We start from the raw sequence: 23,877 nt of genomic DNA, 5'->3' as shown, positions 1-23,877 counted from the left end.
TGGGTTTGTTCCATCCCGGTCCCTTGCAATTGTACGGATGCTGTTGAAGGCGATTGTTGACCAACCCGTTGGGAGTTCCATATGAAGTTAACCGTTGCATTGCGCATCATCGGCGGCTTTGGTGTGATATCAGTGCTGTTGCTGATCATCGGCCTTACCTCCTACTCCAGCCTGAACAATATCAGTGATTCCACCAGCCAGGTTAATACCATCTCCATCCCTGCGCTTGAGAACAGTGCGACACTGAAAAGCGAATTCGTCATCATGAGTAAAATCACGCTGCAGGCGTTTTACACCGATGAAGTGAAAAAAATAACTGCGTTTGAAACGGCATTTGCCGCCGAAAAATCTGCTTATGACGCCGCAGCAAAAAGCCTACAGTCTGTTGTCGGCAACGAGCCAGTATTAGCAGCAAGCTTCAAAGAGGTCAGCACTCAATATGAAGAATTTGTGCCTACCAGCAATAAGTTGTTCGCTGAACTGAAAAAGTCTTTGTCATTACGCGATGCCATCAACAGCAAATTAGGCGATCTTGAAAGCAACGCAGATGACTCCGCATCGCTGATCCTCGATTTCAGTGACGTCCGTGACGTCAGCCGTCGCTTCCCTAAAGCTGCCGAGGCAGCATCGGTGCTGGAAACCAGTCTGAATTCAATGGTGAGCACTGTAGTTGATTTAACCCGTACCAACGCGGCGAACACCTCGGAAACGCTCAGCAATGAGATCAGAAATCGGATGAACGACATTGTCGCAAAAATGGCCATCATTAAAGGTGAGGCCGGCAGCGCAGTCGACATGGTGACCGATCTTGATGAGAAAATTACGGCGATCAATGACTTACTGACCAGCGACGATGGTATCCTGACATTAAAAGCTAATAAACTGGCCGCAGAAGCTTCTGCAGCGAAGTTGTTAGCAACTGCCGAACAACAAACCATTGATGCCAGTGCTGCACTGAGCAAATTACTGACTAAAGCGCGTGAAGCAGCCGGCGAAATCCAGAAAGAATCTGAATCCAGCGTGACCAGCGCTATCGTATTAATTTTTGCAGTAATGGCATTCTCTTTCGCAGCAGCTGCGGGGATTGCATTGTGGACACGCAGCAGCATCACCACACCACTTGGTAAAGTGAATGAAATTCTGGGTATAGTTGCCTCCGGTGACCTGACGAAACAGCTCGACGACTCAGCTCAGGACGAATTCGGTGAACTTGCACGCAACTGTAATCAGGTTATTGGTAACCTGCGCCAGCTTATCCAGGGCATCATTTCACGCTCTACGCAATTAGCTGCGGCATCTGAACAGACTTCAGCAATCACAGTGCAGTCCACTGCGGCGATCCGTGAGCAGAAATCTCAGGTAACTCAAGCTGCCACAGCCACGACTGAAATGAGCAGCACCTCACAAGGTGTGCTGCAAAGCTCGAACGATGCATTGGCCGAAATCAAACATGCTGACGCCGAAGCTGAGCGCGTGAAAGGCATTTCGTCTAACAACAAGCAAACGATTCTGCAGCTGTCGCAAGAAGTTGAGCAAGCTTCTAAAGTTATCAACAAATTACATCAGGACAGCGCGTCTATCGGCAGCATTCTGGACGTGATCCGTGGCATTGCAGAGCAAACCAACTTGCTGGCATTGAACGCGGCAATAGAAGCGGCACGGGCCGGTGAGCAAGGCCGCGGTTTTGCCGTCGTTGCTGATGAAGTCCGCTCTCTGGCCAGTAAAACCCAAAGCTCTACGCAAGAAATTCAGGCCATGATTCAAGTGTTGCAAAGCGGCGCACATGCCGCGGTAGAAGCAATGAACAAAGGCAAGCGTCAGGCTGAAAACTGTGTGGCGCAAACTGAAGTGGCGGATCAGGCTTTAGATTCCATCACTCACGCTGTACACATGGCACACGATATGAGTGAGCAAATCTCTCATGCCGCGAAAGAGCAGAATCAAGTCTCACATGAAATCAGTAAACTGCTGGAATCCATCGTGAATATTGCTGAAGAAACAGCTTCAGGCGCGGAACAAACTTCAGACTCAAGCCATGAAGTCGCCCGCCTTGCCGAAGAGCTGCGTCTGTCGGTTGATCAATTCAAAGTGTAAAATTAACAAGCACAACGACAAAAGGAGCCTTAAGGCTCCTTTTTTATTGAGTTGAATTCTGCCAGTCGTCTTACGGCGCAATAAGCGCGCTCTGACAGTGCAGCTGCGGTATAAACGTCAGAGACAAAAAAGCCGTGCATTGCACGGCTTTTTGGCATCTGGGCTGTTATTCACCGCCACCGGCTCGAGCCTTCAGCACGGCAATCAAGCCAGAACCTGCATGATTGGACTCGGCCCATGCAATATCACCTGATGCGGTAATTTGTGCAGCAGGCAGCTGCTTGATGATGAACTCACCGGCACCGGCAGCGTTGCTCTTCACGGCAAACCGGATTAACGACAGACCGTCACACACCACACCGTCATAAATATTTCTCAACCGCAAACGGTTGTCAGACAATAATTTACGAAAACGGTTTTTATCATCTGCTTTGACATAATCGCACATTGAAGCTGCCAGCTGCTCCTGGGCCTGAGCGACAGGTGCAACAACCAATAATCCGGCGACCAACGACAGGCACAACGTGGCGTTTATTAATTTCATAGGCAACCCCTGAGGCTGAATTAGCAAAACAAAATTAATAGTAGCAACATGTTAGATGATACGCAACGCTGGAAATTTCAGCGTTCCCGTTCCAGTTGCAAGAAACGGTAATTCACCGGATTCTTGGCATCAGCCTGATGTTCCTGCAGCGAACTAACACGCCAGGCACCTGCCTGTCGGTAATCTGGAAACCAGGCATCGCCCTCAACTTTGAGCGCAAATTCGGTTAGGTAGAGCCGATCAGCTTTTGGTAATAACTGCCGGTACAATTCGGCGCCGCCGATAATCATCACTTCGGGCTCCGCCTGCAATAACTGTAGCGCTGCATCAATGCTCTGCAGCCAATCCGCAGTAAAACCCTGCGGTTTTGGCTGACGGCTGATCACGATGTTACGCCGTCCAGGCAATAGCTTGCCGATAGAATCGAAAGTCTTGCGTCCCATCACTACAGGTTTACCCAGTGTGATTTGCTTGAAATGCGCCAGATCTGCAGGCATGTGCCACGGCATCTGATTATTCAGGCCAATCACACGGTCTTCTGCCATTGCTGCTATCAGACTCAGGATCATCAACTACCTCAGCGCCGGTAAATCACTTCAACTTCATAGTCGTCATCGTCGAAGTCGTCGTCATCATCCAGGTCGTCTGCGAGATTCATTGCATCCGCATGGTAATCGTCCCACTTGAATTGCACAGGGTCCAATAACTGCTCCTTTGGCGCTTCCTTCGGCAATTGGTCCAGATATGCCTGAATATCGCGACAGAGCGCGTCGGTATGCGTTCTGGAGGCTGCGGAGACCTGATATACCGGCCCTTCCCAGCCAATCGCATCAATCACATTTTGCTTAATGACGTCTAGTTCGTCGTCAAGCACAAGGTCAATCTTGTTAAATACCAACCAACGCGGTTTATTTGCCAGTTTGTCGCTGTACTTACCTAACTCGTGAATAATGACCTGTGCATTCTCTGCGGGGTCTGAACCGTCAGCAGGAAGCACGTCAATCATATGCAATAACAACCCGCAGCGTTCCAGATGCTTCAGAAACTGAATACCAAGGCCAGCACCTTCCGCTGCACCTTCAATCAAACCAGGGATATCGGCGATCACAAAGGACTTGCTGCTTTCGGTTCGAACAACTCCAAGATTTGGCACTAAAGTAGTAAATGGGTAATCTGCGACTTTGGGTTTAGCAGAAGATACAGCACGGATAAAAGTTGATTTCCCCGCATTTGGCAGGCCTAACATCCCCACGTCAGCAAGTAATAAAAGTTCAAGCCGCAAGTTGCGTACTTCACCGGGTGTACCATTGGTTTTTTTCCGCGGAGTCCGGTTGGTACTGCTGGAGAAACGGGCATTACCCAACCCGTGCCAGCCGCCTTTGGCGACCATGAGTTTCAGGCCATTCTTAGTTAAATCGCCTAATACTTCATTGGTATCGACATCAATAGCTCGAGTCCCTACCGGCACACGTAAAACTAAGTCGTCACCACGTTTACCGGTGCAGTTGGTGCTCATGCCATTCTGGCCACGTTGTGCGATATGGAGTTTTTCAAACTGATAATCAACGAGCGTATTCAGATTACTATCCGCTATCAGATAAACGTCACCACCGTCTCCACCGTCGCCGCCATTTGGGCCACCTTTTGCCACAAACTTTTCGCGACGGAAACTGATGATTCCGTTCCCGCCGTCGCCGGCTTCGACCCTGATCAACGCTTCATCAACAAATTTCATTTCGACCTATCCTGCTTTAATCATTGCGAACATTATAAACCGATGCTCGCCGGACTGCGAAAACAAAGGTCGATGTTTCAAGAGTATGCTGTTTCATTTCATTGATAAGCAAAAAAAAACCCCGCTTTGCGCGGGGTTTCTTCGAAGAATCCAGCAATTATTCGCTAACGATGCTAACGAATTTACGGCTGTGCTCGCCTTTCACTTCAAACTGCACTTTACCGTCAGTTAAAGCAAACAGCGTATGATCTTTACCGATACCCACGTTGGTGCCAGCATGGAACTTAGTACCACGTTGACGCACGATGATGTTACCAGCCAGAACTGATTCACCGCCAAAACGCTTAACACCTAAGCGTTTCGCTTCTGAATCACGACCGTTACGTGTACTACCTACACCTTTTTTACTTGCCATGAGTCGTTACTCCTGAAATTAAGCACTGATGCCAGTAATTTTCACTTCAGTAAACCACTGACGATGGCCAGCTTGTTTACGGTAGTGCTTACGACGACGGAACTTGACGATTTTTACTTTATCGCCACGGTCATGTGCGACCACTTCCGCAGTAACTTTACTGCCTTCAACGACTGGAGTACCGATTTTGACATCGTCGCCGTTTACAATCATCAGGGCAGCAAACTCAACCTTTGCACCCATCTCTAAGTCCAGTTTTTCTAGACGAAGGGTTTGACCTTCAGTCACACGGTGCTGTTTACCACCACTTTGGAAAACCGCGTACATAGTTAGAACTCCGTACAGATCACGCCGGCCGCTGAGGGGGCGTGTTAATTAGATTCACAGGGCGCGAATTGTACGCAATTTCCCCTACCCCCGCAAGCACAAATATTAAAAAGATCATCAGGCAACAAAAGGATCGAGTTTTTAGTTTTGCCACTTTCTTTGTTGTTGTAGAATCCAGCCACTCCGGTTTGCTGAATTAACTGAACCCGCATGACGCTCGATGAAATCCGCTTGTTAAGCCAACAAGATATGGCCGCTGTGAATGAACATATTTTTTCTCAGCTGAATTCTGACGTTGCTCTGATCAATCAGTTGGGCATCTACATTGTCAACAGTGGTGGCAAGCGTTTGCGCCCCCTCCTGGCTGTTCTTGCTGCCAGAGCACTGGGTTATCAGGGAAGCCAGCATGTGACACTGGCAACCATCATTGAATTTATTCACACCGCAACATTGTTGCATGATGACGTTGTCGACGAGTCTATGCTACGACGCGGGAAAGAGACTGCAAATGCGGTTTTTGGCAACCAGGCCAGCGTGCTGGTTGGTGATTTTTTATATACCAGAGCCTTCCAGTTGATGGTGTCGTTGGAACGCATGCGGGTCATGCAAATTCTGGCTGATGCCACCAACGTCATTGCTGAAGGCGAAGTCCTGCAGCTGATGAATGTGAATGACCCGGATACAACCGAACAAAGTTATATGCAGGTCATCTACTGCAAAACTGCCCGTTTGTTTGAAGCTGCCACAGAACTTGCTGCTGTGCTCTCTGACAAAGACCCGGCCACAACGGAAGCTATGCGCCAGTATGGCCTCCACTTAGGTACAGCATTTCAACTGATTGATGATGTGCTCGACTATCAGGCTGATGTCGCAGACCTGGGTAAAAATATCGGCGACGATTTGGCCGAAGGCAAACCCACACTCCCACTTATCCATGCCTTAAAACACGGTACAGAAGCCCAGCAAGCACTGATCCGCGAGGCAATACTGGAAAGTAATGGTCTTCAGCACTTTGACGCTATTATGACTGCTATGCATGACACAGACGCCTTTGGTTACACCAGAAGGCTGGCAGAGCAGGAAGCAGAGCTTGCCAAACAGTCTATCGCCTTTTTGGCCGACGGCCCGTACAAAGACGCATTGTTAACGTTGGCAGATATCGCCGTCGAACGCTCGCATTAATGATGCAAACCGCTTTTAAAAACTAAAAAGCCAGCTTTCGCTGGCTTTTTATTCAATGCGGTAATTACGCTTTGTTGACGAACTCTTCGCCCAGCACGATATCTGCTTTTAAAGTTGGCAGCATATCGTTCATTGCTTTCTGCTCGTAAGCACTTAAAGTGCCGATATCTAACAGGGCTTCAACGCCATTTTTACCCAGCACTATTGGCTGAGCGAAGAAACGGGCATGTTCACCGTTACCTTCAACGTAGGCATACTCGGTCACTGATTCGCCTTGCAGACCTTTAATTAAAGATACGCAGAAACGTGCTGCTGCCTGACCCATAGACAATGTTGCTGATCCGCCACCGGCTTTAGCTTCAACTACTTCAGTACCGGCATTTTGGATGCGGTAAGTCAGTGAAGCAACTTCTTCATCTGTGAATGTCACGTCTTTAACTTGTGACAATAAAGGCAGAATAGTGGTACCGCTGTGGCCGCCAATCACCGGAACAATCAGTTCAGCCGGGTTTTTGCCTTTTAATTCAGCGATGAATGTCTCAGCACGGATAACATCCAGTGTTGTAACACCGAACAAGCGTTTTGCATCGTAGATACCGGCTTTTTTGAAAACTTCAGCTGCGATTGCAACAGTTGTATTTACCGGGTTAGTAATAATACCAACCAGAGCCTTTGGACACTGCTGCACAATAGCTTCAGCCAATGTTTTCACGACACCGGCATTGATATTAAACAGGTCTGAGCGGTCCATGCCTGGTTTACGTGGCATGCCTGCCGGGATCATCACGACATCAGCACCAGCTAATGCGGTGTGTAAATCATCTTTACCATAGCCCGTCACTTTTACCGCGGTTGGGATATGGCTTAAGTCTACAGCGACACCTGGCGTAACCGGAGCCAGGTCGTACAAAGCTAAATCAGTACCAGCTGGCAGATTTAACTTCAGTAATAATGATAAGGCCTGACCAATACCACCAGCAGCACCTAAAACGGCAACTTTCATGCTTCTCTCCCAATTAACGGTTCACCGAAAAAAACGCGCCAACAATACTGAAATACAGCGCAAATTACAAATGACTTATACCAAAGTAGCAGCACATTATTTAATCAGTTTTACTATTTCCCCCAGCCAGAAAGAAATCACCTGCGAAATCAGCAGGCAGCAAAAATAATTCTCTGGATCCGGCAGCCTGTTTTGTTATGGTATGCTCTCATATACGACTTTTTCGATTTAAACTACACGATTATCCGGTGCATATGACCAAACAAACCAAACAGGAAGCGTTGATCCAGGCATTCAAGGCGCTGCTGAAAGAAGAACGATTCGGTTCCCAGAGTGATATCGTGGATGCTCTGAAGTCTGAAGGTTTTGACAACGTCAGTCAGTCGAAAGTCTCCCGCATGCTCAGTAAGTTTGGCGCAGTCCGGACACGCAACGCCCGCCAGGAAATGGTCTATTGTCTGCCACCAGAATTAGGGGTGCCGACGACAAAAAGCCCGTTGCGTCAATTGGTCCTCGATATTGAACATAATGATGTGATGATTATTATCCGCACCAGTCCCGGTGCGGCACAGCTTATAGCAAGATTGTTAGATTCTGTGGGTAAAGCAGAGGGTGTGCTTGGTACTATTGCCGGAGATGACACCATTTTTATTGCGCCAACGAGCGTGAAAAATATTAATTTCACCCTGAAAAAAGTCACTGAATTATTCGAAAAAGTTTAGGTTATTCGCGCTACAACGTCGCACAATCCTCCAAGAAACTGACAGATGGTGCAAAAAAAGCTGCACCACTGTCTGCCTGTACATAATCCAGCAACAAATCATAATTCTGACCCGCAGCATCACCAAGCCGGCGACTAAGCCACGCCAGGTAGGCTGAAGGATCTGCTGAACATGCGAGAATCACTAAGCCCTGTGATTTTAACTGGCCATACGGCATGTTCTGAAACACTAAAGGGTAATACTGGCCGAATGCATCCATTACAGCGGCCTTTACTGCATGACTGTGTTCATGCAGCTGCGCGGTCGGTAACTGCTGACCGTCCAGCTTCCTCTGCCCGATAATCGCTTCCTGCTGAGCTTGGGTTAATTGTTGCCAGCGGTTTAAATCAAGGCGGTAGCGCTGATAAAACAGGTAACTGCCCTGCGCAAACTCTGGTTGTTGATTTTCATTGATTAAGGCAAGTTCCCGTTTTTTCCGTCCGCGCGGAGGCAGAGGCTGGTCGATAAAACCAGTAAGATCACGGCCGTCCATAAAGCGGAAACAATGGGTCTGCTCAACCAATTCCAAATGCGGCATCAACAACTGATAACATTGCTGAATCGCCAGGTGCAACACGTCATAGCGATCGGCGCGGATCTTCAGCAGCACATCATAAGGGATGGCTGGCATGGCCAGGTCATCAACAGAAAGTGGAGAAAATGGCTGAAAATCTGCCGGACGTGCGTGCGGGTACAATGAATGCCAATAGCCGGACCCGATGGCCACGATCGCATTCAGATTCGCTTCCGAAAATTGTTCAGCCAGTTTATGGATCAATCCGGGGATGCTACCAAGCACATGACGAACCGCACTTTCGTGGCCATCCAGTGCATTCATCAGTAATAACAAACCGTGCAGATTCGGTTCTGCACACACCCCTACTTGTTCTCTCGCCATAATACTGCAATCAGTGCTGTAAAAAGTGCAGACATGCTAACGAAAAAAGCCGGCGGCGCCAAATCTACGACGCTCGTGTGCGATATATCTCACATTTAAGTAAGTCATTTCGTTATTTCGAGCAGAGAAGAACTTTGCAATGTCTACTATCCTATTGTTTTATAAGTGCTTTACTGAAACAAGATAAACAAACTAGAGTACTTCCCCCCCGCATTTATGGCTTACATCGCTCATCAGCAGACAATTCGTAGGCATAATGTTCACACAGTCAGTGAAGACACTACTGCGACTCGCAGTAAAACATCATGGATGGTGTATCAGTCGGATTGTCATGGACAGGCTCAGGATGAGCTGAGATTTCAGGAAGAAATCTCGAGGGATGAGGATGCCGGGAACGGCCGTGTTGACAGGATGTCAGCCAAAGGAGCAGTCGCTCAGGACGAGCAGGTGTTATTCAGGGAGTTAATCACACCAAATCAGGACGCTACGGGATGTAGCAGCGGTGTCAGGATGATACCCACAGGGACAGAGGACACTACAGGATGTAGCAGCGGTATCAGGATGATACCCACAGGGACAGGGGACGCTACAGGATGTAGCAGCGGTGTCAGGATGATACCCACAGGGACAGAGGACGCTACAGGATGTAGCAGCGGTATCAGGATGATACCAGCGAGGGAAGGAAAGCCTGGATTGGCTTGAAGTACGACACTGCACTGGCAGCGTTTTATGAGCACGGATGTTAAAACCTTCACAGCGCGTGAATCTCCTCAGGGAGGCAGGGAAGACAAACCTTCGGGTTTAAAATGGAATTTGACAAAGCATTACGGTAGCCGCATCCCAAAAGGATGCGGCTTTCCTGTTTATGGGCCACGCAAACATCTTCTCCGCTCTTGATCCCACTGCAGGCATGGGCTGCTGCTTTACGGGCCCCAAGACTAGTCCGGGTCTGGAACACACTGACTATTGACCAACACCAACAAATCGTGACATTGCAACAATCACAGGTGAGCACTGACAGATGAAATATTCTAAATCGTCACTCTGCCTACTTTTCAGACGAAAAGGTTGCTGATAGATTGGTTTTTGTCCGCACATAATAAAAAACCCCACAGGCAAGTACCGGTGGGGTCGTCTTAGAAGACAAAGGACAAGGATAGACGATTTGGTGGTAAGGGTTCAGTTTCCCGCTTCGGCAGTCACAACAGGCACTGCCGGGCGGGACACTCGCTCCTGAGAAGCCCCACCGGCTCTCCTCAGGCTGCTTACTTTAGGGTCGACACAAATTCCGGATAGGCTTCAATCCCACACTCAGAACGGTCCACACCCTCATATTCTTCCTGCTCGCTGACGCGAATACCCATAGTGGCTTTAAGCACGCCCCAGACAATCAGACTGCAAACAAAGATCCAGACGAAAATCGTTGCCGCACCGATAAATTGCCCCAGGAATGACGCACTGTCTTTGGTCAGTGGCACAATCATCAGGCCAAAGAAACCAACCACGCCGTGCACTGAAATCGCTCCAACCGGGTCATCAATCTTGATTTTGTCGAAACCGATGATTGCTGCGACGACCAGAACACCAGCTACTGCACCAAAAATTGTTGCTTGTAATGGTGTCGGCGTGGAAGGTTCAGCCGTAATAGCTACCAGACCAGCCAAAGCGCCGTTCAGTACCATGGTTAAGTCAGCTTTACGGAACAGCACCATCGACACAATCAGAGCTGACAAGGCACCGCCGACTGCAGCAGCGTTAGTGTTCACGAACACCATCGCCACACCATGTGCATTACCGATGTCACCCAACTTCAACATGGAGCCACCGTTAAAACCGAACCAGCCCATCCACAGGATTAAAGTACCCAGTGTCGCCAGAGGCATGTTTGAACCAGGGAAAGCGTGTGCTTTGCCATCCTTAGTGAATTTACCTTTGCGGGCACCCAACAAAATCACACCGGCTAACGCCGCAGCTGCGCCTGCCAGGTGAACGATGCCAGAGCCAGCAAAATCAGAGAAACCAAAATCTGCAAGGCTGTAAAGGCCAAATACCGGTTGACCGCCCCAGGTCCATGACCCCTCCATTGGATAAAGGAAGCCACACATGACTACTGCAAAGGCGAAGAATGCCCACAGTTTCATCCGCTCAGCGACAGCACCAGAGACAATCGACATCGCCGTGGCAACAAACACCACCTGGAAGAAGAAATCGGCCGCTTTTGAGTAAGCCGCTTTACCAGTGAAGCCATTTTCACGACTTGCCATCCCAGCCAGCGTTTCATCCACATTCAAAGCTTCAATACCGGACAGGAAGTAACCACCACCGTACATGAACTGATATCCACAAATCATGAACATCAAACATGCGATAGCATACAAGGCAAAGTTCTTGGTCAGGATTTCCGTGGTATTTTTTGCCCGGACTAAACCAGCTTCCAGCATGGCGAAACCTGCCGCCATCCACATCACTAAGGCGCCACACACCAGAAAATAAAAGGTGTCCATGGCAAACTGTAAATGATAAATCTGTTCTTGCATGATGGACTCCTGCTAGATCGCTTCTGCGTCAGTTTCACCGGTCCGGATCCGGACCACTTGCTCAAGGTCATAAACGAAAATTTTACCGTCACCAATCCGACCGGTGTGGGCTGCCTGCTGGATCGCCTGTAGCAGACGGTCGACATTTTCATCCAGCGTTGCAATTTCCAGTTTTACTTTGGGCAGGAAATCCACCTGATATTCCGCGCCACGATACAGTTCTGTGTGGCCTTTTTGCCGCCCGAACCCTTTGACTTCCGTCACGGTCAGGCCTTCTATTCCAATGTCCGCAATCGCTTCACGAACATCGTCAAGCTTGAATGGCTTGATGATGGCAGTTACGAGTTTCATAGTTTTTATCCTCATTGATCCCCGGACCGGCGCAAATCGGCCCGGGCAACTTGTTGCTGTTGCCAATTGGATAAGAAAGTCGTGTGCCAAGTTTTTTATTCATTTAAATACAATAAGTTAGAGTAAAACCGCAAAAGCCGGATAAAAAAAACGCACCATCTTGGTGCGCATCTTCCCGCTGTCGGTGCACCTGAAAGTGCACCTGAAAGTGTAAGGACAGGCAGATCAGCGCGGCAAAAACTGCTGCCAGGCCTGCAATAAGCGAATTAAATCTTCCAGACCACATTCACAGTGTAATGCAGCGTCGTCGGTATTGAGCTCCGCTTCGAGAAACTGGTCGTCGGCATAGTGCTGGCCACAGCTAAGATGAAACACCCGCACTTCCATCCGCTCGACCTGCAGCGAATATTCACGGCCAATAAACTGATATTCATCATACAAACCCAGCGTCAGCAGTTTATCCAGTAATGACTGATAACTGCCGGCACGCAGCTCAAACTCCTCTAACAAAAAACACTGCAGCGCATGTTGCTCCGGCGCCAGTTTCAACAGATAACGCCGGCTGTCCGGCAGATAAATAAAATCGTGTTCCATCCCTACCCCAATCGCTTGCCGCCGAAAAAACAAAAGCCCGCAGCTGCGGGCTTTTGTGGCCTCACTGATTGATTACACAGCTTGCTGGATAATCACGTTTGAGGCTTTGCTGGTGTACTGGCTCATCTGATGGAAGTTCAGGTAGCGGTATGTGTCCGCAGCCGTCGTTTCGATCTGTTTGGCATATTCCAGATATTCGGCAACTGTTGGCAGGCGGCCAATGATAGACGCCACACCAGCCAATTCAGCAGAAGCCAGGTACACGTTGGCACCCTGACCTAAACGGTTCGGGAAGTTACGGGTTGAAGTCGACACCACTGTGGTGTTGTCGCCAACGCGAGCCTGGTTACCCATACAGAGTGAACAGCCAGGGATCTCGATGCGTGCACCGACGCGGCCATAAATACCGTAGTAACCTTCTTCGGTCAGCTGGTCTTTATCCATTTTGGTCGGAGGAGCAATCCACAGACGCGTTGGGATTTGACCTTTGAACTTGTCGAGCAGTTTACCGGCGGCACGGAAGTGACCGATGTTGGTCATACAGGAACCGATGAAGACTTCGTCGATCTTCTCACCGGCAACTGCTGACAACAGACGGGCGTCGTCCGGGTCATTCGGCGCACACAGGATTGGTTCTTTGATGTCTGCCAGGTCAATTTCAATCACTGCTGCATATTCAGCATCAGCATCTGCGCGTTCCAGTTTCGGATTGGCCAGCCAGGCTTCCATCGCGTTGATGCGGCGCTCAATGGTGCGGACATCACCGTAGCCTTCGCTAATCATCCATTTCAGCATCACGATGTTCGATTGCAGGTACTCACGTACTGAATCTTCCGACAGTGTAATAGTACAACCAGCCGCTGAACGCTCAGCAGAAGCATCTGACAGCTCGAATGCCTGTTCAGCAGTTAAATGCTCCAGACCTTCGATTTCCAGCACGCGACCAGAGAAAATGTTGACCTTGCCTTTTTTCTCAACCGTCAGCAGACCTTGCTGAATAGCGTAGTAAGGGATGGCATGGACTAAATCACGCAGGGTGATGCCAGGCTGCATTTCGCCTTTAAAGCGCACTAACACAGACTCAGGCATATCCAGTGGCATTACGCCGGTAGCTGCTGCGAAGGCAACTAAGCCTGAACCTGCCGGGAAAGAAATCCCCAGTGGGAAACGGGTGTGTGAATCACCGCCGGTACCGACTGTGTCTGGTAACAACATACGGTTTAACCAGCTGTGGATCACGCCGTCACCAGGACGCAGCGAGATACCGCCGCGGTTCATGATGAAATCTGGCAGCGTGTGGTGGGTATTCACGTCAACCGGTTTTGGATACGCGGCCGTGTGGCAGAAAGACTGCATCACTAAATCTGCAGAGAAACCTAAACAAGCCAGATCTTTTAACTCGTCGCGGGTCATAGGACCTGTGGTGTCCTGTGAACCCACTGTAGTCATTTTTGGCTCACAGTATTGGCCTGGGCGAATACCTTTGACGCCACAGGCTTTACCAACTAGTTTCTGCGCCAGCGTGAAGCCTTTGTTGCTGACTTCAGTCACAGCCGGACGTTCAAACACGGTTGAATGCGGCAGACCCAGCGCTTCACGCGCTTTGTCAGTCAAACCACGGCCAATGATCAGTGGAATACGGCCACCGGCGCGCACTTCATCTAACAGCACGTTAGAACGCAGTTCAAAAGTAGAGATCACTTCATCAGTGCCGTGACGCTTCACTACGCCCTGATGTGGGAAAATATCAATTACATCGCCCATCGCCATGCTGTTCACGTCCAGCTCGATTGGCAGCGAGCCTGAATCTTCCATGGTGTTGAAGAAGATTGGTGCGATTTTGCCGCCTAAACAGACACCGCCAGTGCGTTTGTTTGGTACAAACGGCATATCGTCGCCCATAAACCACAGCACAGAGTTAGTGGCAGATTTACGGCTTGAACCGGTACCGACTACGTCACCGACGTATGCCAGTGGGAAGCCTTTGGCCAGCAGCGCTTCGATTTGTTTAACCGGGCCTTTTGAGCCTGGAACGTCCGGCACAATGCCATCACGTTCGTTTTTCAGCATCGCCAAAGCGTGCAACGGGATATCCGGCCGTGACCAGGCATCCGGTGCCGGTGACAGGTCGTCAGTGTTGGTTTCGCCTGTGACTTTAAACACAGTCACAGTGATTTTTTCCGGGATAGCCGGCTTGCTTAAGAACCACTCGGCATCGGCCCAGCTTTGCAGCACGTTTTTCGCGTGTTGATTGCCTTTGTCGGCTTTTTCTTTCACATCGTGGAAAGAATCGAACATCAGCAGCGTGTGCGACAGGCCTTTAGCGGCGATTGCGCCTAATTTGTCGCTGTCCAGCAGGTCAATCATCGGCTGAATGTTGTAACCGCCAAACATAGTGCCTAACAATTCAGTGGCACGCTCAGCAGTCACTAACGGGCTGGTAACTTCGCCTTTAGCGACAGCAGTTAAGAAACCGGCTTTGACATAAGCAGCTTCGTCAACACCCGGTGGAATGCGGTTTTCGAGTAAGTCGACGAGGAACGCTTCTTCGCCGGCGGGAGGATTCTTTAATAATTCAACTAAATCAGCCACTTGTTGCGCAGTCAGCGGCTTTGGAGGAATGCCTTGGGTCGCACGTTCAGCGACGTGTTCACGGTATTGTTGCAGCACAGTAATGTCCTCAGGTTGGTCCGCTGAACACTTGCCATTCAGCGGGTTGGCAGCAAATCAAACGGCTGGATTATAAGAAAATTTGGCCGGAATTGACACCGTAGTATAAGCAGCATGGCTTATAGTCGCTATAAGTTTGCTGAATGGTGTATGTTTAAAACAATAACGCAGCTTAATTCTCTGTGTCTAGCCGCCTTATAAAACCGATATTGCCGAACAAGCATAAAAAATGGCCGCAAAAGGCAGCCATTTTATGAAGCGATGTTATCCGGCTTTATTACCAGATTTTGACGCGGTTTTCCGGTGCGATATACATCTTGTCGCCTGGTTTGACGTTAAATGCGTCATAGAACTCAGGAATGTTCGACACGATACCAATGACGCGGTATTCGCTCGGTGAATGCGGATCTGTCGTCAGCATGTTACGCAGATATTCTTCACGACCTTTGCGGCGCCACACTTGTGACCAGCTCAGAAAGAAGCGTTGTTCGCCGGTGAAGCCGTCCATCACTGGCGCCTCTTTACCACCTAACGACAATTTATAGGCCTTCAATGCCACGGTCAAACCACCAAGGTCACCGATGTTTTCGCCTAAAGTCAGTTCGCCGTTCACATGCATACCTTCCAGCGGAGAGTACTGATTGTACTGCGCCACTAACTGCTTGCCGCGTTTTTCAAACTCAGCTTTGTCGGCATCAGTCCACCAGTTACGCAGGTTACCGTCACCATCAAACTTGGCGCCCTGATCGTCAAAACCATGGCCTAATTCGTGGCCGATCACTGCACCGATACCGCCGTAGTTCACCGCATCATCCGCTTCCAGGTTAAAGAACGGTGGTTGCAGAATAGCTGCCGGGAATACGATTTCGTTGTTCACCGGGTTGTAGTAAGCGTTGACCGTTTGCGGCGTCATAAACCACTCAGAACGGTCAACCGGCTTGCCCAGTTTCTCGGTCATCTTGGTGTAAGCGAACTGTGCTGCCGCTTTGTAGTTGCCGACCAGGTCGTCACCTTTGATGCTCAGGCTACTGTAGTCTTTCCATTTATCTGGGTAACCGATTTTTGGCGTGAACTTGTTCAGCTTTTCATGTGCGGCCTTTTTGGTTTCCGGCGTCATCCATTCCAGCGTGTCGATGCTCTGGTGATAGGCTTTGATCAGATTGTCGACCAGCACTGTCATGCGCTCTTTGGCTTCTGGTTTGAAATGTTGTTCGACGTACAGTTTGCCGACGATTTCACCCAGCACTTCGTCAGAGGCATTCACAGCTTTTTTCCAGCGTGGTTGCTGCTCTTTGGTACCTGACAACACAGTGCCGTAGAAAGCGAACTGGCGATCAACAAAAGCTTTGCTCAGTTTGCCGGAGTATTCAGAGACAAAACGCATGCTCAGGTAGTCTTTCCAGGTCTGCAGATCGGTTTCTTTGTAGATAGCACCGAAAGCTTCAAAATAACTTGGCTGTTCAACGATGATGTCAGCAACACCATCCAGCTTCACCACTTTGGCATACTCTTCCCACGGGAAAGCGCCCAGTTTGGCGGTTAAGTCTGCTTTGCTGAACTTGTTGTAAGTTTTGTCGGCGTCGCGGTTTTCCACGCGGCTCCAGTGTTTCTCAGCAATTTTCAGTTCCAGCGCATAAATGCGTTCTGCTGCTTTGGCTGGGTCTGCCACACCGGCTAAGGTCAGCATATCGACCAGATATTTCTGGTATTCGGCGCGAATCGTTTCGAACTTCGCGTCTTTGTTAAAGTAGTAATCTTTGTCTGGTAACCCCAGACCGCTTTGGCCCAGGTACAAGGCGTTTTGCGTCGATGCTTTGGCATCGTTATTGACATACCAGCCAAATGGCAGGCTGGTGCCGGTCAGCTGCATTTCACCCATCACACGGGCCAGTTCTGTGTGATCTTTGATCGCCGCGATTTTGTCTAAATCCGCTTTGATTGGCGTGACGCCTTTGGCTTCAATGCCGGCTTCATCCATGTAGCTATTGTAGAAATCACCCAGCTTTTGTTCGTCAGTGCCGGCGACTTTGTCTTTTTTCGCTGCTGCAGATTCGATGATGGTGCGCATCGCAACCTGAGAATCGTCATACAGTTTAGTGAAAGAGCCGTAATTCGACTTATCCGCCGGGATTTCAGTATTCTTCAGCCAGGTACCATTGACGCTGTAGAAGAAGTTTTCGGTATGTTTGACCGCTGGGTCAAAGTTTTCCTGTTCGACACCTGATACCAGGGCTTTGGCAGGAGCAGCAGCCACGGCTGCGGTTTCAGCGGCCTTGGGCGCCGGAGCTTGTGCGGCTTTTTCACAGCCGGTCAGACCAAGCGCCAGTGCAACACTTAGCGCCAGTACAGAGATATTTTTCATCGGGAGAATTCCTGGTTGTTTTTTATAAGACCCTGAGTCTTTGGCATGCGGATCTGGCTACAGCCTGCTGCAGAAGCGCCTGAACTCTGCTGCCATGGTAACGCGGCGCACGGCAGGCGACAATGGCGAAGGCCAGCAAGTTGTAACGAAATGCAACAAGAAACGCCCAGATCTGTAAAATAACTTTACAGTGCAACAACTAAACGCCAGAGCGCCGGCTGATTAATTCAAAACCGGCTGGCCAGCTAACTGCTGATAATGCCGTTGCAGGTTAATAATGCGGGGTAAAGCCTGTGCAGTCGCATAAGGCTTAAACAACAACAGGATTTTTAATACCCCCTGATAAGCCTGCGCCTGATCAATCGCAGCATGCGGCGCCTGTGTTTTCAGGTAACTAATCCAGAAAGTCACCACCAGTTTGATGGTATGGGCAAAATTGGCGATATCAGCATCATCTATTTCAATCACATCCGCCGCTTTGAGTGCCTGTAATACCGAGACTACTTTCGCCAGTACACCTTTTTGCACCTGCAGATAATCCTGCTGCAACAATGGGTCGCGGCTTAAAATATCCGGCAGATTGGCGTAAAAAAAGTGAAATCGCCACATCAGTTCAAACACAATATCCAGATACTGCGCCAGCGCATCCAGCGCTTCCGAATGCCGGCTTGGTGGTTGCAGCCGGTTTTCCAGCAATTTGGCGTATTCTTTGAAAATTTGCCGGACAATGTCTTCTTTATTGCGGAAATGGTAATACAGATTGCCCGGGCTAATGCCGAGGTGCGCTGCAATATGATTGGTGGTGATTTGACGCTCGCCTTGCTGGTTAAACAACTCGATGCTGGCTTGTAATATTTTATCTTTAGTGCGCAACTTCTTGTCCATGACCGGCACGGGCTTATAGTGAAAGGAATTATTTTGGTATAGTAACGTCAAATCGAAAAAAATTACCAGCCCCGCCTGCCCGACCGCATGCGTTTGCACCAGAGCACAGGTTAGTCTATGAAAACCAAAGCGATTTATCCCGGTACTTTTGATCCGCTGACCAATGGCCACACCGATTTGGTGATCCGGGCCGCCCGATTATTTGATGAAGTGATTCTGGCGGTCGCAGCCAACCCAAGCAAACAGCCGATGTTTAGTCTGGAAGAACGGGTTGACCTGGCACAACAAGTGTTCGCCGGTTTATCCAACGTGCAGGTGGTTGGCTTTGCCGGCCTGCTGGCTGATTTTGCCCGAGTGCATCAGGCGCAGGTGTTGATCCGCGGTGTGCGTGCAGTAGCGGATTTTGAATATGAGTTTCAGCTGGCCAGCATGAACCGGCAGTTGAACCCGGACCTCGACAGCCTGTTTATGACGCCGTCAGAAAAAAATATGTTTATTTCTTCAACCTTAGTCAAAGAAGTGGCCCGCCATGGCGGCGATGTCGCACCTTTTGTCGCTCCTCAGGTGCTTGATGCGTTAAAACGGAAGTTAGGTCGATGAAATTAAAGTGGTTTTCTGTCTGTGCCGCCTTGTGCACATTCTCTTCAATTGCCACGCCATGGCTCGATACCCAGGACAATTATCTGCGCCAGTCGTTGCAAAGTCTGGCGCAGGCTGGTTTGTTGACCGGGCCGGTCAATACTTATCCCATCATGTGGAAAAACATCGCCATTGATTTAAACCGTATCGACAGCGCTGCATTAAGCCCGCAGTTGCAATTTGCTGTGGCACACCTGCGCAGCGCGCTCAATGCCAACCGCGGCGAACGCCAGTCCGGGCTGAAACTGAAAGCGAACAGCGCGACGGCCAATCACCAGCACTTTGGCGAGAGCTATTTTGAAGATGCCGCGCTGAGCCTGTTTCAGGAAGTACAAAGCGATTCAATCGCAGGTCGGTTACAGGTCAATCGGCGGGTGCTGGATGACAACATTACTGAGCAAGACAATACACTGGATGGTAGTTATCTGGCGCTGATCCGCGGTAACTGGGTGCTACAGGTCGACCAGGCCGCAGTCTGGTGGGGCCCTGGCCAGCAAAGCAGTTTGTTACTGAGTAACAACGCCCGTCCACTACCAAGCATCCGGCTGACCCGTCACGGCTGGCAACCCGATGAACGCAGCTGGCTGCGCTGGCTTGGGCCATGGTCGGCAACAACTTTCCTCGGGTACGGTCAACATAACAGTGCGGTACCGCAGACCCGTTATTGGGGCGGCCGGCTAACGCTTCGACCGGTGCCGGCACTGGAACTAGGTGCCAGCCGGGTGATCCAATGGGGTGGTCAGGGTCGCAGTAATGGCTTCAGCACATTGTGGGATCTGGTCAGCTACGACCAACGCGACGAGATTCCGGCCGACCAGCGTGCCGCGATAGATGCGGCATGGCATCTGCAACTGGCAGGCTTTCCGCTCACGGTTTATACCGAACTGGCGGATGATGACAATCAAAGCGGCGCACCGGATGAGCTGTTACAGCTCTGGGGAGTGCGCAGCTATTTTGGCGAATCGACCGGTATTCACACTGTTAACCTAGAATATTCAGATACTTACCTGACATGCGCCGATCAGTTGGAAGCCGGTAACTGTGCATATCAGGGCAGCCTGTATCCTGAAGGGTACCACCGTTATGGCCGGATTATCGGCAGCGGCTATGGCGCCGATGCCCAGGTACTGAGCAGCGCCTGGCATTATCAGACCCTGGGTGGCATCAGCTGGTCGGCCCAACTGACGCTGGCCCGTTATCATCAGGCGGCCGTCTCAGATTCGAGCTGGCAACTGAAGCTGGAACATCGCCGCGGTCTGTTTGACGGCTTACTCAGTCTACAATTACGCTATTTACAGCAGTCGCCCCTGCGGCCGGAACTGGACCATCAGGTCAGTGCGGCCGGCACCTGGGAATACCGTTTCTGAGCGATGTCTCACCGCGCGGCGTGAGATCACGGAGCGTGGAATTGCATGAAAAGTTGGCCCATCTGGATGGTGCTTGGTTTTCTGCTGGCAATGCCTGCTGCGGCAGTCGTTGCCACAGAGACTGCTGTGCCCGGCCAAATCCGCGTGCCCAAACCCCGTTCAGAACATGATGTATCTCAACAATATTATGTGGCGCTGCTGCGCAAAGCTTTGCAAAAAGCCGCTGCCGGCCGGCCCTTGCCCGACATTTTGCCGGTGGCAGAAATGGAACAAGGCCGTGCTGTCCGGGAACTGCAAAAAGGCCAGATCATCGATTTATTCTGGATGGGGACAGACCGCGACAAAGAGCAGCAGCTAAGGGCCATCCGAATTCCGCTCGAACGCGGCCTGATGGGCTTCCGCATGCTGACTATCCGGCGTAGCCAAGTGGAAAAATTTAATCAGATCAGTAGCCTGCAGCAACTACGTAAGCTCACCGCCTGTCAGGGGCTGAGCTGGCCAGATACCAAAATACTGCAAAGTGCCGGTTTAAAAGTGCAGACATCCCCGGTCTATGAAAATTTGTTTAAACAAGTGAATGCTGGCCGCTGTGATTATTTCCCGCGCGGTTTACATGAAGGCCAGACCGAACTGCGCGAACGCGCTGCGTTGTATCCTGATTTGGTGCGTTATCCCAACCTGATGCTGCACTACCCTTTTGCTATCTATTTTTTCACCGGCAAGCAAAATGAAACACTGGCACAGTGGATTGAGCAGGGTTTGGAAATGATGATCACCGATGGGGAATTACTGGCCCATATGCAGCAACATCCGCTGACTGCACATGTGTTTCCACTGAGCCAATTCAGTATGCAACATTGGCTGGAACTCAAGAATCCGGGCCTGAGCCCGGATACCCGCAACTTAGACCGGCGTTATTGGTTTGTACCAGCCGATTTCAGTGCATCACAGCTTGATAAAAATTTGCCGGCGATATAACCAGAGCGATAACGCCCAGAACAGCACGACATGCAGCAACGCAAACACTAAGGATGCAGCCTGTAGCGACAGCAGCGACGACAATGCCGTATACAGCAAGCCTGCAACGGACTGAGTGCCGTCTGCAGTGCTCCAGCTCAGCCAGCGGGCTGTTGCCACTGAAAACATCCAGCTCAGCATATAAATAAATAACGGATTAGTGCCATAAATCCGCAGCGGCTCGGTCAGTTTTGTCGCTTTTCGGATATCGACCAGATAAACCAGCGCGGCCAGCAACCACAGCAATAAACCACTGCTTAACGCCACATAAGTGCCTGACCAAAGTGCTTTATTTACCGGCCAGACCCAATGTCCGACCAATGCCAGCAGCACCAAAACAGCGCCAATGGCCGCCAAATCCCGCACCGCTTGTGCCGGTGCTTTGCCTTTCAGACCGGTCGCGACCAGATAACCAAGCAACACGTTGACTGTGGCCGGCAAAGTGCTGAGTAACCCTTCCGGGTCAAATGGCAGTCCAAAGCCCTGATAAACGTGGGCAGTGCCGAACACAGCCAAATCCAGTGTGCGGACAATATTTTGTTCCAGCGAAAACGGCGCCGGCGATAACTGCAGCAAGGCAAAATAGCCGCCGAGTAGCAGCAGCATTGCTGCCCAGAGCCCGCGTTTAGACAAAGTCAGCACCAATAGCGCCGCCAGTGCATAACAGAGCGCAATGCGCTGCAGCACACCGGGAATACGTAAAGTTTCCAGATCCGGATGGCTGAGAAAATTCAGCAACAGGCCGCAGCCAAACATCAGCAGCGCGCGTTTACCAATTTTCATCACGGCAGCACTGTTGAGCCGGCTGTCTTTCATCGAGAACGCCATCGCAGCGCCGACGACAAATAAAAAGCCGGGGAATACGATGTCGGCGAAGGTAAAACCATCCCAACGGGCATGCAGCAGCGGGCTATACACATGCGACCAGCTGCCCGGCGTGTTGACCAAAATCATCAGCGCTATAGCAAGGCCGCGCAGCACATCCAGTGCATAAAATCGTCCGGTATTTTGCATTGTTATTATCTCCGGTATCAGAAATAACACAGGGCCGACAAAGTCAGCCCTGTGTTTCCTATCTACAATCCAGGCTTACCACTGGCGTTTTTTATAGCCGCTGAAAGCGTAATACAGGATAAAGGCGTAACATGGGATCATCATCCAGTACGCACCTTGCGCATCACCGGATGCCGTCGACAGGTAGCCATAGACCTTCGGTAATACTGCGCCACCGGCGATGCCCATAATTAACAAAGCTGAAGCGGTGGCGGTAAATTTACCCAGGCCTTCCAGCGCTAATGGCCAAACAGCTGGCCAGACTAAGGCGTTGGCAAAACCCAGCATCGCCAGGAACAACACAGTATCAGGCACTGTCGGAATGCCGGCCCAGCCAAATAACGCGGCTGACAACTGATGGCTTTCAGCCGAACCAAACATCACACCCAAGGTGAACAGGATGCCAAACACCGCAGAGCCCTGCAACGCGCGTGGTTGCGACAAATATTTCGGAATACAGCTAACGCCAACCAGGTAACCCAGCACCATAAACACCATGGTATAGGAGGTCAGCGCGCCCCAATGTGCCACATTCAGATGTTGGCCATAAAGACCAATAGTATCACCGGCAATCACTTCAACACCGACGTAGAAAAACAACGCAGCCACCCCCAGCATTAACTGCGGGAATTGCAGCACTGAAGTGCGGTGTTCAGGTGCTACACCTTGCTCTACAGCTTGTTCCAGCTCAGGTTCTGGCAGTGGTGAGAATTTGACAAAAGCCATCAGCGCCAGCAGTGCGATGGTCATATAGATGTATGGCGTCACCAGACGGTTGGATAATTCGGCAATGCGGCTGGCTTTCTCTTCTTCACTGAGAGCAGCCAACACTTCCGGGGTGAACTGATCCATGCCGGTCAGGATCCAGGCGGTGAAAATCAGCGGCACGACCACGCCGGCACCTTTATTCACCAGCCCCATCACGCTGATGCGCATCGCCGCAGTTTCGCGTGGGCCGATACAGACGATATATGGATTGGACGCGGTTTGCAGAATGGTTAAACCAGTACCCAACGTGAACAGCGCCACCAGAAACAGGCTGTATAACGTGGTTTGCGCTGCCGGAATAAACAGCACAGCGCCGGCAGCCATAATCCCCAGACCCGCCACCATGCCATTTTTATAGCCGATGCGGTTTAGCACCCAGGACATCGGTAACGCCATCACCACATAGGCGATATAAAATGCGAATGTGACCCACATCGCCTGCGATTCTGTCAGATGACACACCAGCTTTAAAAATGGGATCAAAGACCCGTTCAGCCAGGTAACAAAACCAAACACAAAAAACAGCGTGCCGATGATCACCATCGGCAGCAGCGTATTTTTTTGCTGCGGTCGATCCAATACCGTATCCATATTCACCTCTTATCGGTTGTTATTATAAGAGCTGACAGTCGCCAGCCTTGTTGCCCTGTGATTGTTCTGCTTGTTGTCGATAAA

Annotated in this window: 21 protein-coding genes; 6 read left to right on the top strand and 15 right to left on the bottom strand. The window is 50.4% G+C overall.

Annotation, left to right across the window (positions count from 1 at the left end; all coding sequences use genetic code 11):
• Positions 1-81: 81 nt before the first annotated feature.
• A complete protein-coding gene (locus tag Q399_RS0106620; protein WP_031566962.1) occupies positions 82-2,094 on the top strand; it encodes a HAMP domain-containing methyl-accepting chemotaxis protein in 2,013 nt (670 codons plus the stop codon).
• Positions 2,095-2,260: 166 nt separating this feature from the next.
• Here the strand turns inward: Q399_RS0106620 and Q399_RS0106615 are convergent, their stop codons facing one another.
• The 5 genes from Q399_RS0106615 to rplU all read right to left on the bottom strand — a co-directional run bounded on the left by Q399_RS0106615 (position 2,261) and on the right by rplU (position 5,115).
• Complete coding sequence (locus Q399_RS0106615) at positions 2,261-2,638, bottom strand: DUF3718 domain-containing protein (protein ID WP_031566959.1); 378 nt, start codon at positions 2,636-2,638, stop codon at positions 2,261-2,263.
• Between the two features lie 77 nt (positions 2,639-2,715).
• Positions 2,716-3,207, bottom strand: coding sequence for a type 3 dihydrofolate reductase (folA, locus tag Q399_RS0106610; RefSeq protein WP_031566957.1), 492 nt, complete (start codon positions 3,205-3,207; stop codon positions 2,716-2,718).
• Positions 3,208-3,215: 8 nt separating this feature from the next.
• The gene (cgtA, locus tag Q399_RS0106605) at positions 3,216-4,373 is read right to left on the bottom strand and encodes an Obg family GTPase CgtA (RefSeq protein WP_031566955.1); all 1,158 of its coding nucleotides are present in this window, start codon (positions 4,371-4,373) and stop codon (positions 3,216-3,218) included.
• Positions 4,374-4,530: 157 nt separating this feature from the next.
• On the bottom strand, positions 4,531-4,788 hold the full coding sequence (rpmA, locus tag Q399_RS0106600; protein ID WP_031566953.1) for a 50S ribosomal protein L27: 258 nt from the start codon (positions 4,786-4,788) through the stop codon (positions 4,531-4,533).
• Between the two features lie 18 nt (positions 4,789-4,806).
• Positions 4,807-5,115 carry a 50S ribosomal protein L21 gene (gene rplU, locus Q399_RS0106595; RefSeq protein WP_031566951.1) on the bottom strand — a complete coding sequence of 103 codons (309 nt, stop codon included), beginning with the start codon at positions 5,113-5,115 and terminating at the stop codon, positions 4,807-4,809.
• Positions 5,116-5,325: 210 nt separating this feature from the next.
• On the opposite strand from rplU, the gene ispB reads away from it, so the two are divergent.
• Positions 5,326-6,297, top strand: a complete 972-nt coding sequence (ispB, locus tag Q399_RS0106590) for an octaprenyl diphosphate synthase (RefSeq protein WP_031566950.1) — start codon at positions 5,326-5,328, stop codon at positions 6,295-6,297.
• 64 nt (positions 6,298-6,361) lie between these two features.
• Here the strand turns inward: ispB and mdh are convergent, their stop codons facing one another.
• Positions 6,362-7,300 carry a malate dehydrogenase gene (gene mdh, locus Q399_RS0106585; protein ID WP_031566948.1) on the bottom strand — a complete coding sequence of 313 codons (939 nt, stop codon included), beginning with the start codon at positions 7,298-7,300 and terminating at the stop codon, positions 6,362-6,364.
• 254 nt (positions 7,301-7,554) lie between these two features.
• On the opposite strand from mdh, the gene argR reads away from it, so the two are divergent.
• Positions 7,555-8,022, top strand: a complete 468-nt coding sequence (gene argR, locus Q399_RS0106575; RefSeq protein ID WP_031566946.1) for a transcriptional regulator ArgR — start codon at positions 7,555-7,557, stop codon at positions 8,020-8,022.
• Between the two features lie 10 nt (positions 8,023-8,032).
• On the opposite strand, the gene Q399_RS0106570 is transcribed toward argR, so the two are convergent.
• The 7 genes from Q399_RS0106570 to Q399_RS0106535 all read right to left on the bottom strand — a co-directional run bounded on the left by Q399_RS0106570 (position 8,033) and on the right by Q399_RS0106535 (position 18,358).
• Positions 8,033-8,959: a Dyp-type peroxidase gene (locus Q399_RS0106570; RefSeq protein ID WP_031566944.1), complete on the bottom strand. Its 927-nt coding sequence runs from the start codon at positions 8,957-8,959 to the stop codon at positions 8,033-8,035.
• Positions 8,960-10,224: 1,265 nt separating this feature from the next.
• Positions 10,225-11,496: an ammonium transporter gene (locus Q399_RS0106560; protein WP_031566941.1), complete on the bottom strand. Its 1,272-nt coding sequence runs from the start codon at positions 11,494-11,496 to the stop codon at positions 10,225-10,227.
• A gap of 12 nt (positions 11,497-11,508) precedes the next feature.
• On the bottom strand, positions 11,509-11,847 hold the full coding sequence (glnK, locus tag Q399_RS0106555; protein WP_031566939.1) for a P-II family nitrogen regulator: 339 nt from the start codon (positions 11,845-11,847) through the stop codon (positions 11,509-11,511).
• A 225-nt stretch (positions 11,848-12,072) separates the two neighbouring features.
• Entirely contained in the window at positions 12,073-12,441 is a 369-nt protein-coding gene (locus Q399_RS0106550; protein ID WP_031566936.1) for a YacL family protein, read from the bottom strand.
• A 72-nt stretch (positions 12,442-12,513) separates the two neighbouring features.
• Complete coding sequence (gene acnB / locus Q399_RS0106545) at positions 12,514-15,111, bottom strand: bifunctional aconitate hydratase 2/2-methylisocitrate dehydratase (RefSeq protein WP_031566934.1); 2,598 nt, start codon at positions 15,109-15,111, stop codon at positions 12,514-12,516.
• A 277-nt stretch (positions 15,112-15,388) separates the two neighbouring features.
• Positions 15,389-17,473 carry a M13 family metallopeptidase gene (locus Q399_RS0106540; protein WP_031566931.1) on the bottom strand — a complete coding sequence of 695 codons (2,085 nt, stop codon included), beginning with the start codon at positions 17,471-17,473 and terminating at the stop codon, positions 15,389-15,391.
• A gap of 222 nt (positions 17,474-17,695) precedes the next feature.
• Positions 17,696-18,358, bottom strand: a complete 663-nt coding sequence (locus Q399_RS0106535) for a TetR/AcrR family transcriptional regulator (protein ID WP_031566929.1) — start codon at positions 18,356-18,358, stop codon at positions 17,696-17,698.
• A gap of 117 nt (positions 18,359-18,475) precedes the next feature.
• On the opposite strand from Q399_RS0106535, the gene coaD reads away from it, so the two are divergent.
• Genes coaD through Q399_RS0106520 form a run of 3 tightly spaced genes read left to right on the top strand, consistent with a single transcriptional unit; the run spans position 18,476 to position 21,342 of the window.
• On the top strand, positions 18,476-18,958 hold the full coding sequence (coaD, locus tag Q399_RS0106530) for a pantetheine-phosphate adenylyltransferase (RefSeq protein WP_031566926.1): 483 nt from the start codon (positions 18,476-18,478) through the stop codon (positions 18,956-18,958).
• On the top strand, positions 18,955-20,364 hold the full coding sequence (locus Q399_RS0106525; protein ID WP_031566923.1) for a capsule assembly Wzi family protein: 1,410 nt from the start codon (positions 18,955-18,957) through the stop codon (positions 20,362-20,364). The genes coaD and Q399_RS0106525 overlap by 4 nt, the downstream gene beginning before the upstream one ends.
• Before the next feature lie 45 nt (positions 20,365-20,409).
• Positions 20,410-21,342 (top strand): type 2 periplasmic-binding domain-containing protein, encoded by a 933-nt coding sequence (locus Q399_RS0106520; RefSeq protein ID WP_031566921.1) that lies wholly within the window; start codon positions 20,410-20,412, stop codon positions 21,340-21,342.
• On the opposite strand, the gene Q399_RS0106515 is transcribed toward Q399_RS0106520, so the two are convergent.
• Complete coding sequence (locus Q399_RS0106515) at positions 21,310-22,395, bottom strand: acyltransferase family protein (protein WP_031566919.1); 1,086 nt, start codon at positions 22,393-22,395, stop codon at positions 21,310-21,312. The genes Q399_RS0106520 and Q399_RS0106515 overlap by 33 nt on opposite strands.
• A gap of 75 nt (positions 22,396-22,470) precedes the next feature.
• Positions 22,471-23,793, bottom strand: a complete 1,323-nt coding sequence (locus Q399_RS0106510) for a sugar MFS transporter (RefSeq protein WP_031566917.1) — start codon at positions 23,791-23,793, stop codon at positions 22,471-22,473.
• Positions 23,794-23,877: the final 84 nt, after the last annotated feature.

This window comes from Rheinheimera texasensis DSM 17496, from assembly GCF_000711985.1.
Classification (GTDB): domain Bacteria; phylum Pseudomonadota; class Gammaproteobacteria; order Enterobacterales; family Alteromonadaceae; genus Pararheinheimera; species Pararheinheimera texasensis.
The sequence above is the reverse complement of the archived record's forward strand: the minus strand, read 5'-3'. Positions and strand labels throughout refer to the sequence as shown.

Bases quoted from the DNA above. Each gene is read 5' to 3' on its own strand.
- cgtA (WP_031566955.1), bottom strand. From the start codon at position 4,373: ATGAAATTTGTTGATGAAGCGTTGATCAGGGTCGAAGCCGGCGACGGC.
- argR (WP_031566946.1), top strand. From the start codon at position 7,555: ATGACCAAACAAACCAAACAGGAAGCGTTGATCCAGGCATTCAAGGCG.
- Q399_RS0106515 (WP_031566919.1), bottom strand. From the start codon at position 22,395: ATGCAAAATACCGGACGATTTTATGCACTGGATGTGCTGCGCGGCCTT.
- Q399_RS0106540 (WP_031566931.1), bottom strand. From the start codon at position 17,473: ATGAAAAATATCTCTGTACTGGCGCTAAGTGTTGCACTGGCGCTTGGT.
- glnK (WP_031566939.1), bottom strand. From the start codon at position 11,847: ATGAAACTCGTAACTGCCATCATCAAGCCATTCAAGCTTGACGATGTT.
- Q399_RS0106620 (WP_031566962.1), top strand. From the start codon at position 82: ATGAAGTTAACCGTTGCATTGCGCATCATCGGCGGCTTTGGTGTGATA.
- Q399_RS0106535 (WP_031566929.1), bottom strand. From the start codon at position 18,358: ATGGACAAGAAGTTGCGCACTAAAGATAAAATATTACAAGCCAGCATC.
- Q399_RS0106570 (WP_031566944.1), bottom strand. From the start codon at position 8,959: ATGGCGAGAGAACAAGTAGGGGTGTGTGCAGAACCGAATCTGCACGGT.
- Q399_RS0106520 (WP_031566921.1), top strand. From the start codon at position 20,410: ATGAAAAGTTGGCCCATCTGGATGGTGCTTGGTTTTCTGCTGGCAATG.
- Q399_RS0106550 (WP_031566936.1), bottom strand. From the start codon at position 12,441: ATGGAACACGATTTTATTTATCTGCCGGACAGCCGGCGTTATCTGTTG.
- Q399_RS0106525 (WP_031566923.1), top strand. From the start codon at position 18,955: ATGAAATTAAAGTGGTTTTCTGTCTGTGCCGCCTTGTGCACATTCTCT.
- rpmA (WP_031566953.1), bottom strand. From the start codon at position 4,788: ATGGCAAGTAAAAAAGGTGTAGGTAGTACACGTAACGGTCGTGATTCA.
- folA (WP_031566957.1), bottom strand. From the start codon at position 3,207: ATGATCCTGAGTCTGATAGCAGCAATGGCAGAAGACCGTGTGATTGGC.
- rplU (WP_031566951.1), bottom strand. From the start codon at position 5,115: ATGTACGCGGTTTTCCAAAGTGGTGGTAAACAGCACCGTGTGACTGAA.
- Q399_RS0106615 (WP_031566959.1), bottom strand. From the start codon at position 2,638: ATGAAATTAATAAACGCCACGTTGTGCCTGTCGTTGGTCGCCGGATTA.
- Q399_RS0106510 (WP_031566917.1), bottom strand. From the start codon at position 23,793: ATGGATACGGTATTGGATCGACCGCAGCAAAAAAATACGCTGCTGCCG.
- mdh (WP_031566948.1), bottom strand. From the start codon at position 7,300: ATGAAAGTTGCCGTTTTAGGTGCTGCTGGTGGTATTGGTCAGGCCTTA.
- coaD (WP_031566926.1), top strand. From the start codon at position 18,476: ATGAAAACCAAAGCGATTTATCCCGGTACTTTTGATCCGCTGACCAAT.
- Q399_RS0106560 (WP_031566941.1), bottom strand. From the start codon at position 11,496: ATGCAAGAACAGATTTATCATTTACAGTTTGCCATGGACACCTTTTAT.
- ispB (WP_031566950.1), top strand. From the start codon at position 5,326: ATGACGCTCGATGAAATCCGCTTGTTAAGCCAACAAGATATGGCCGCT.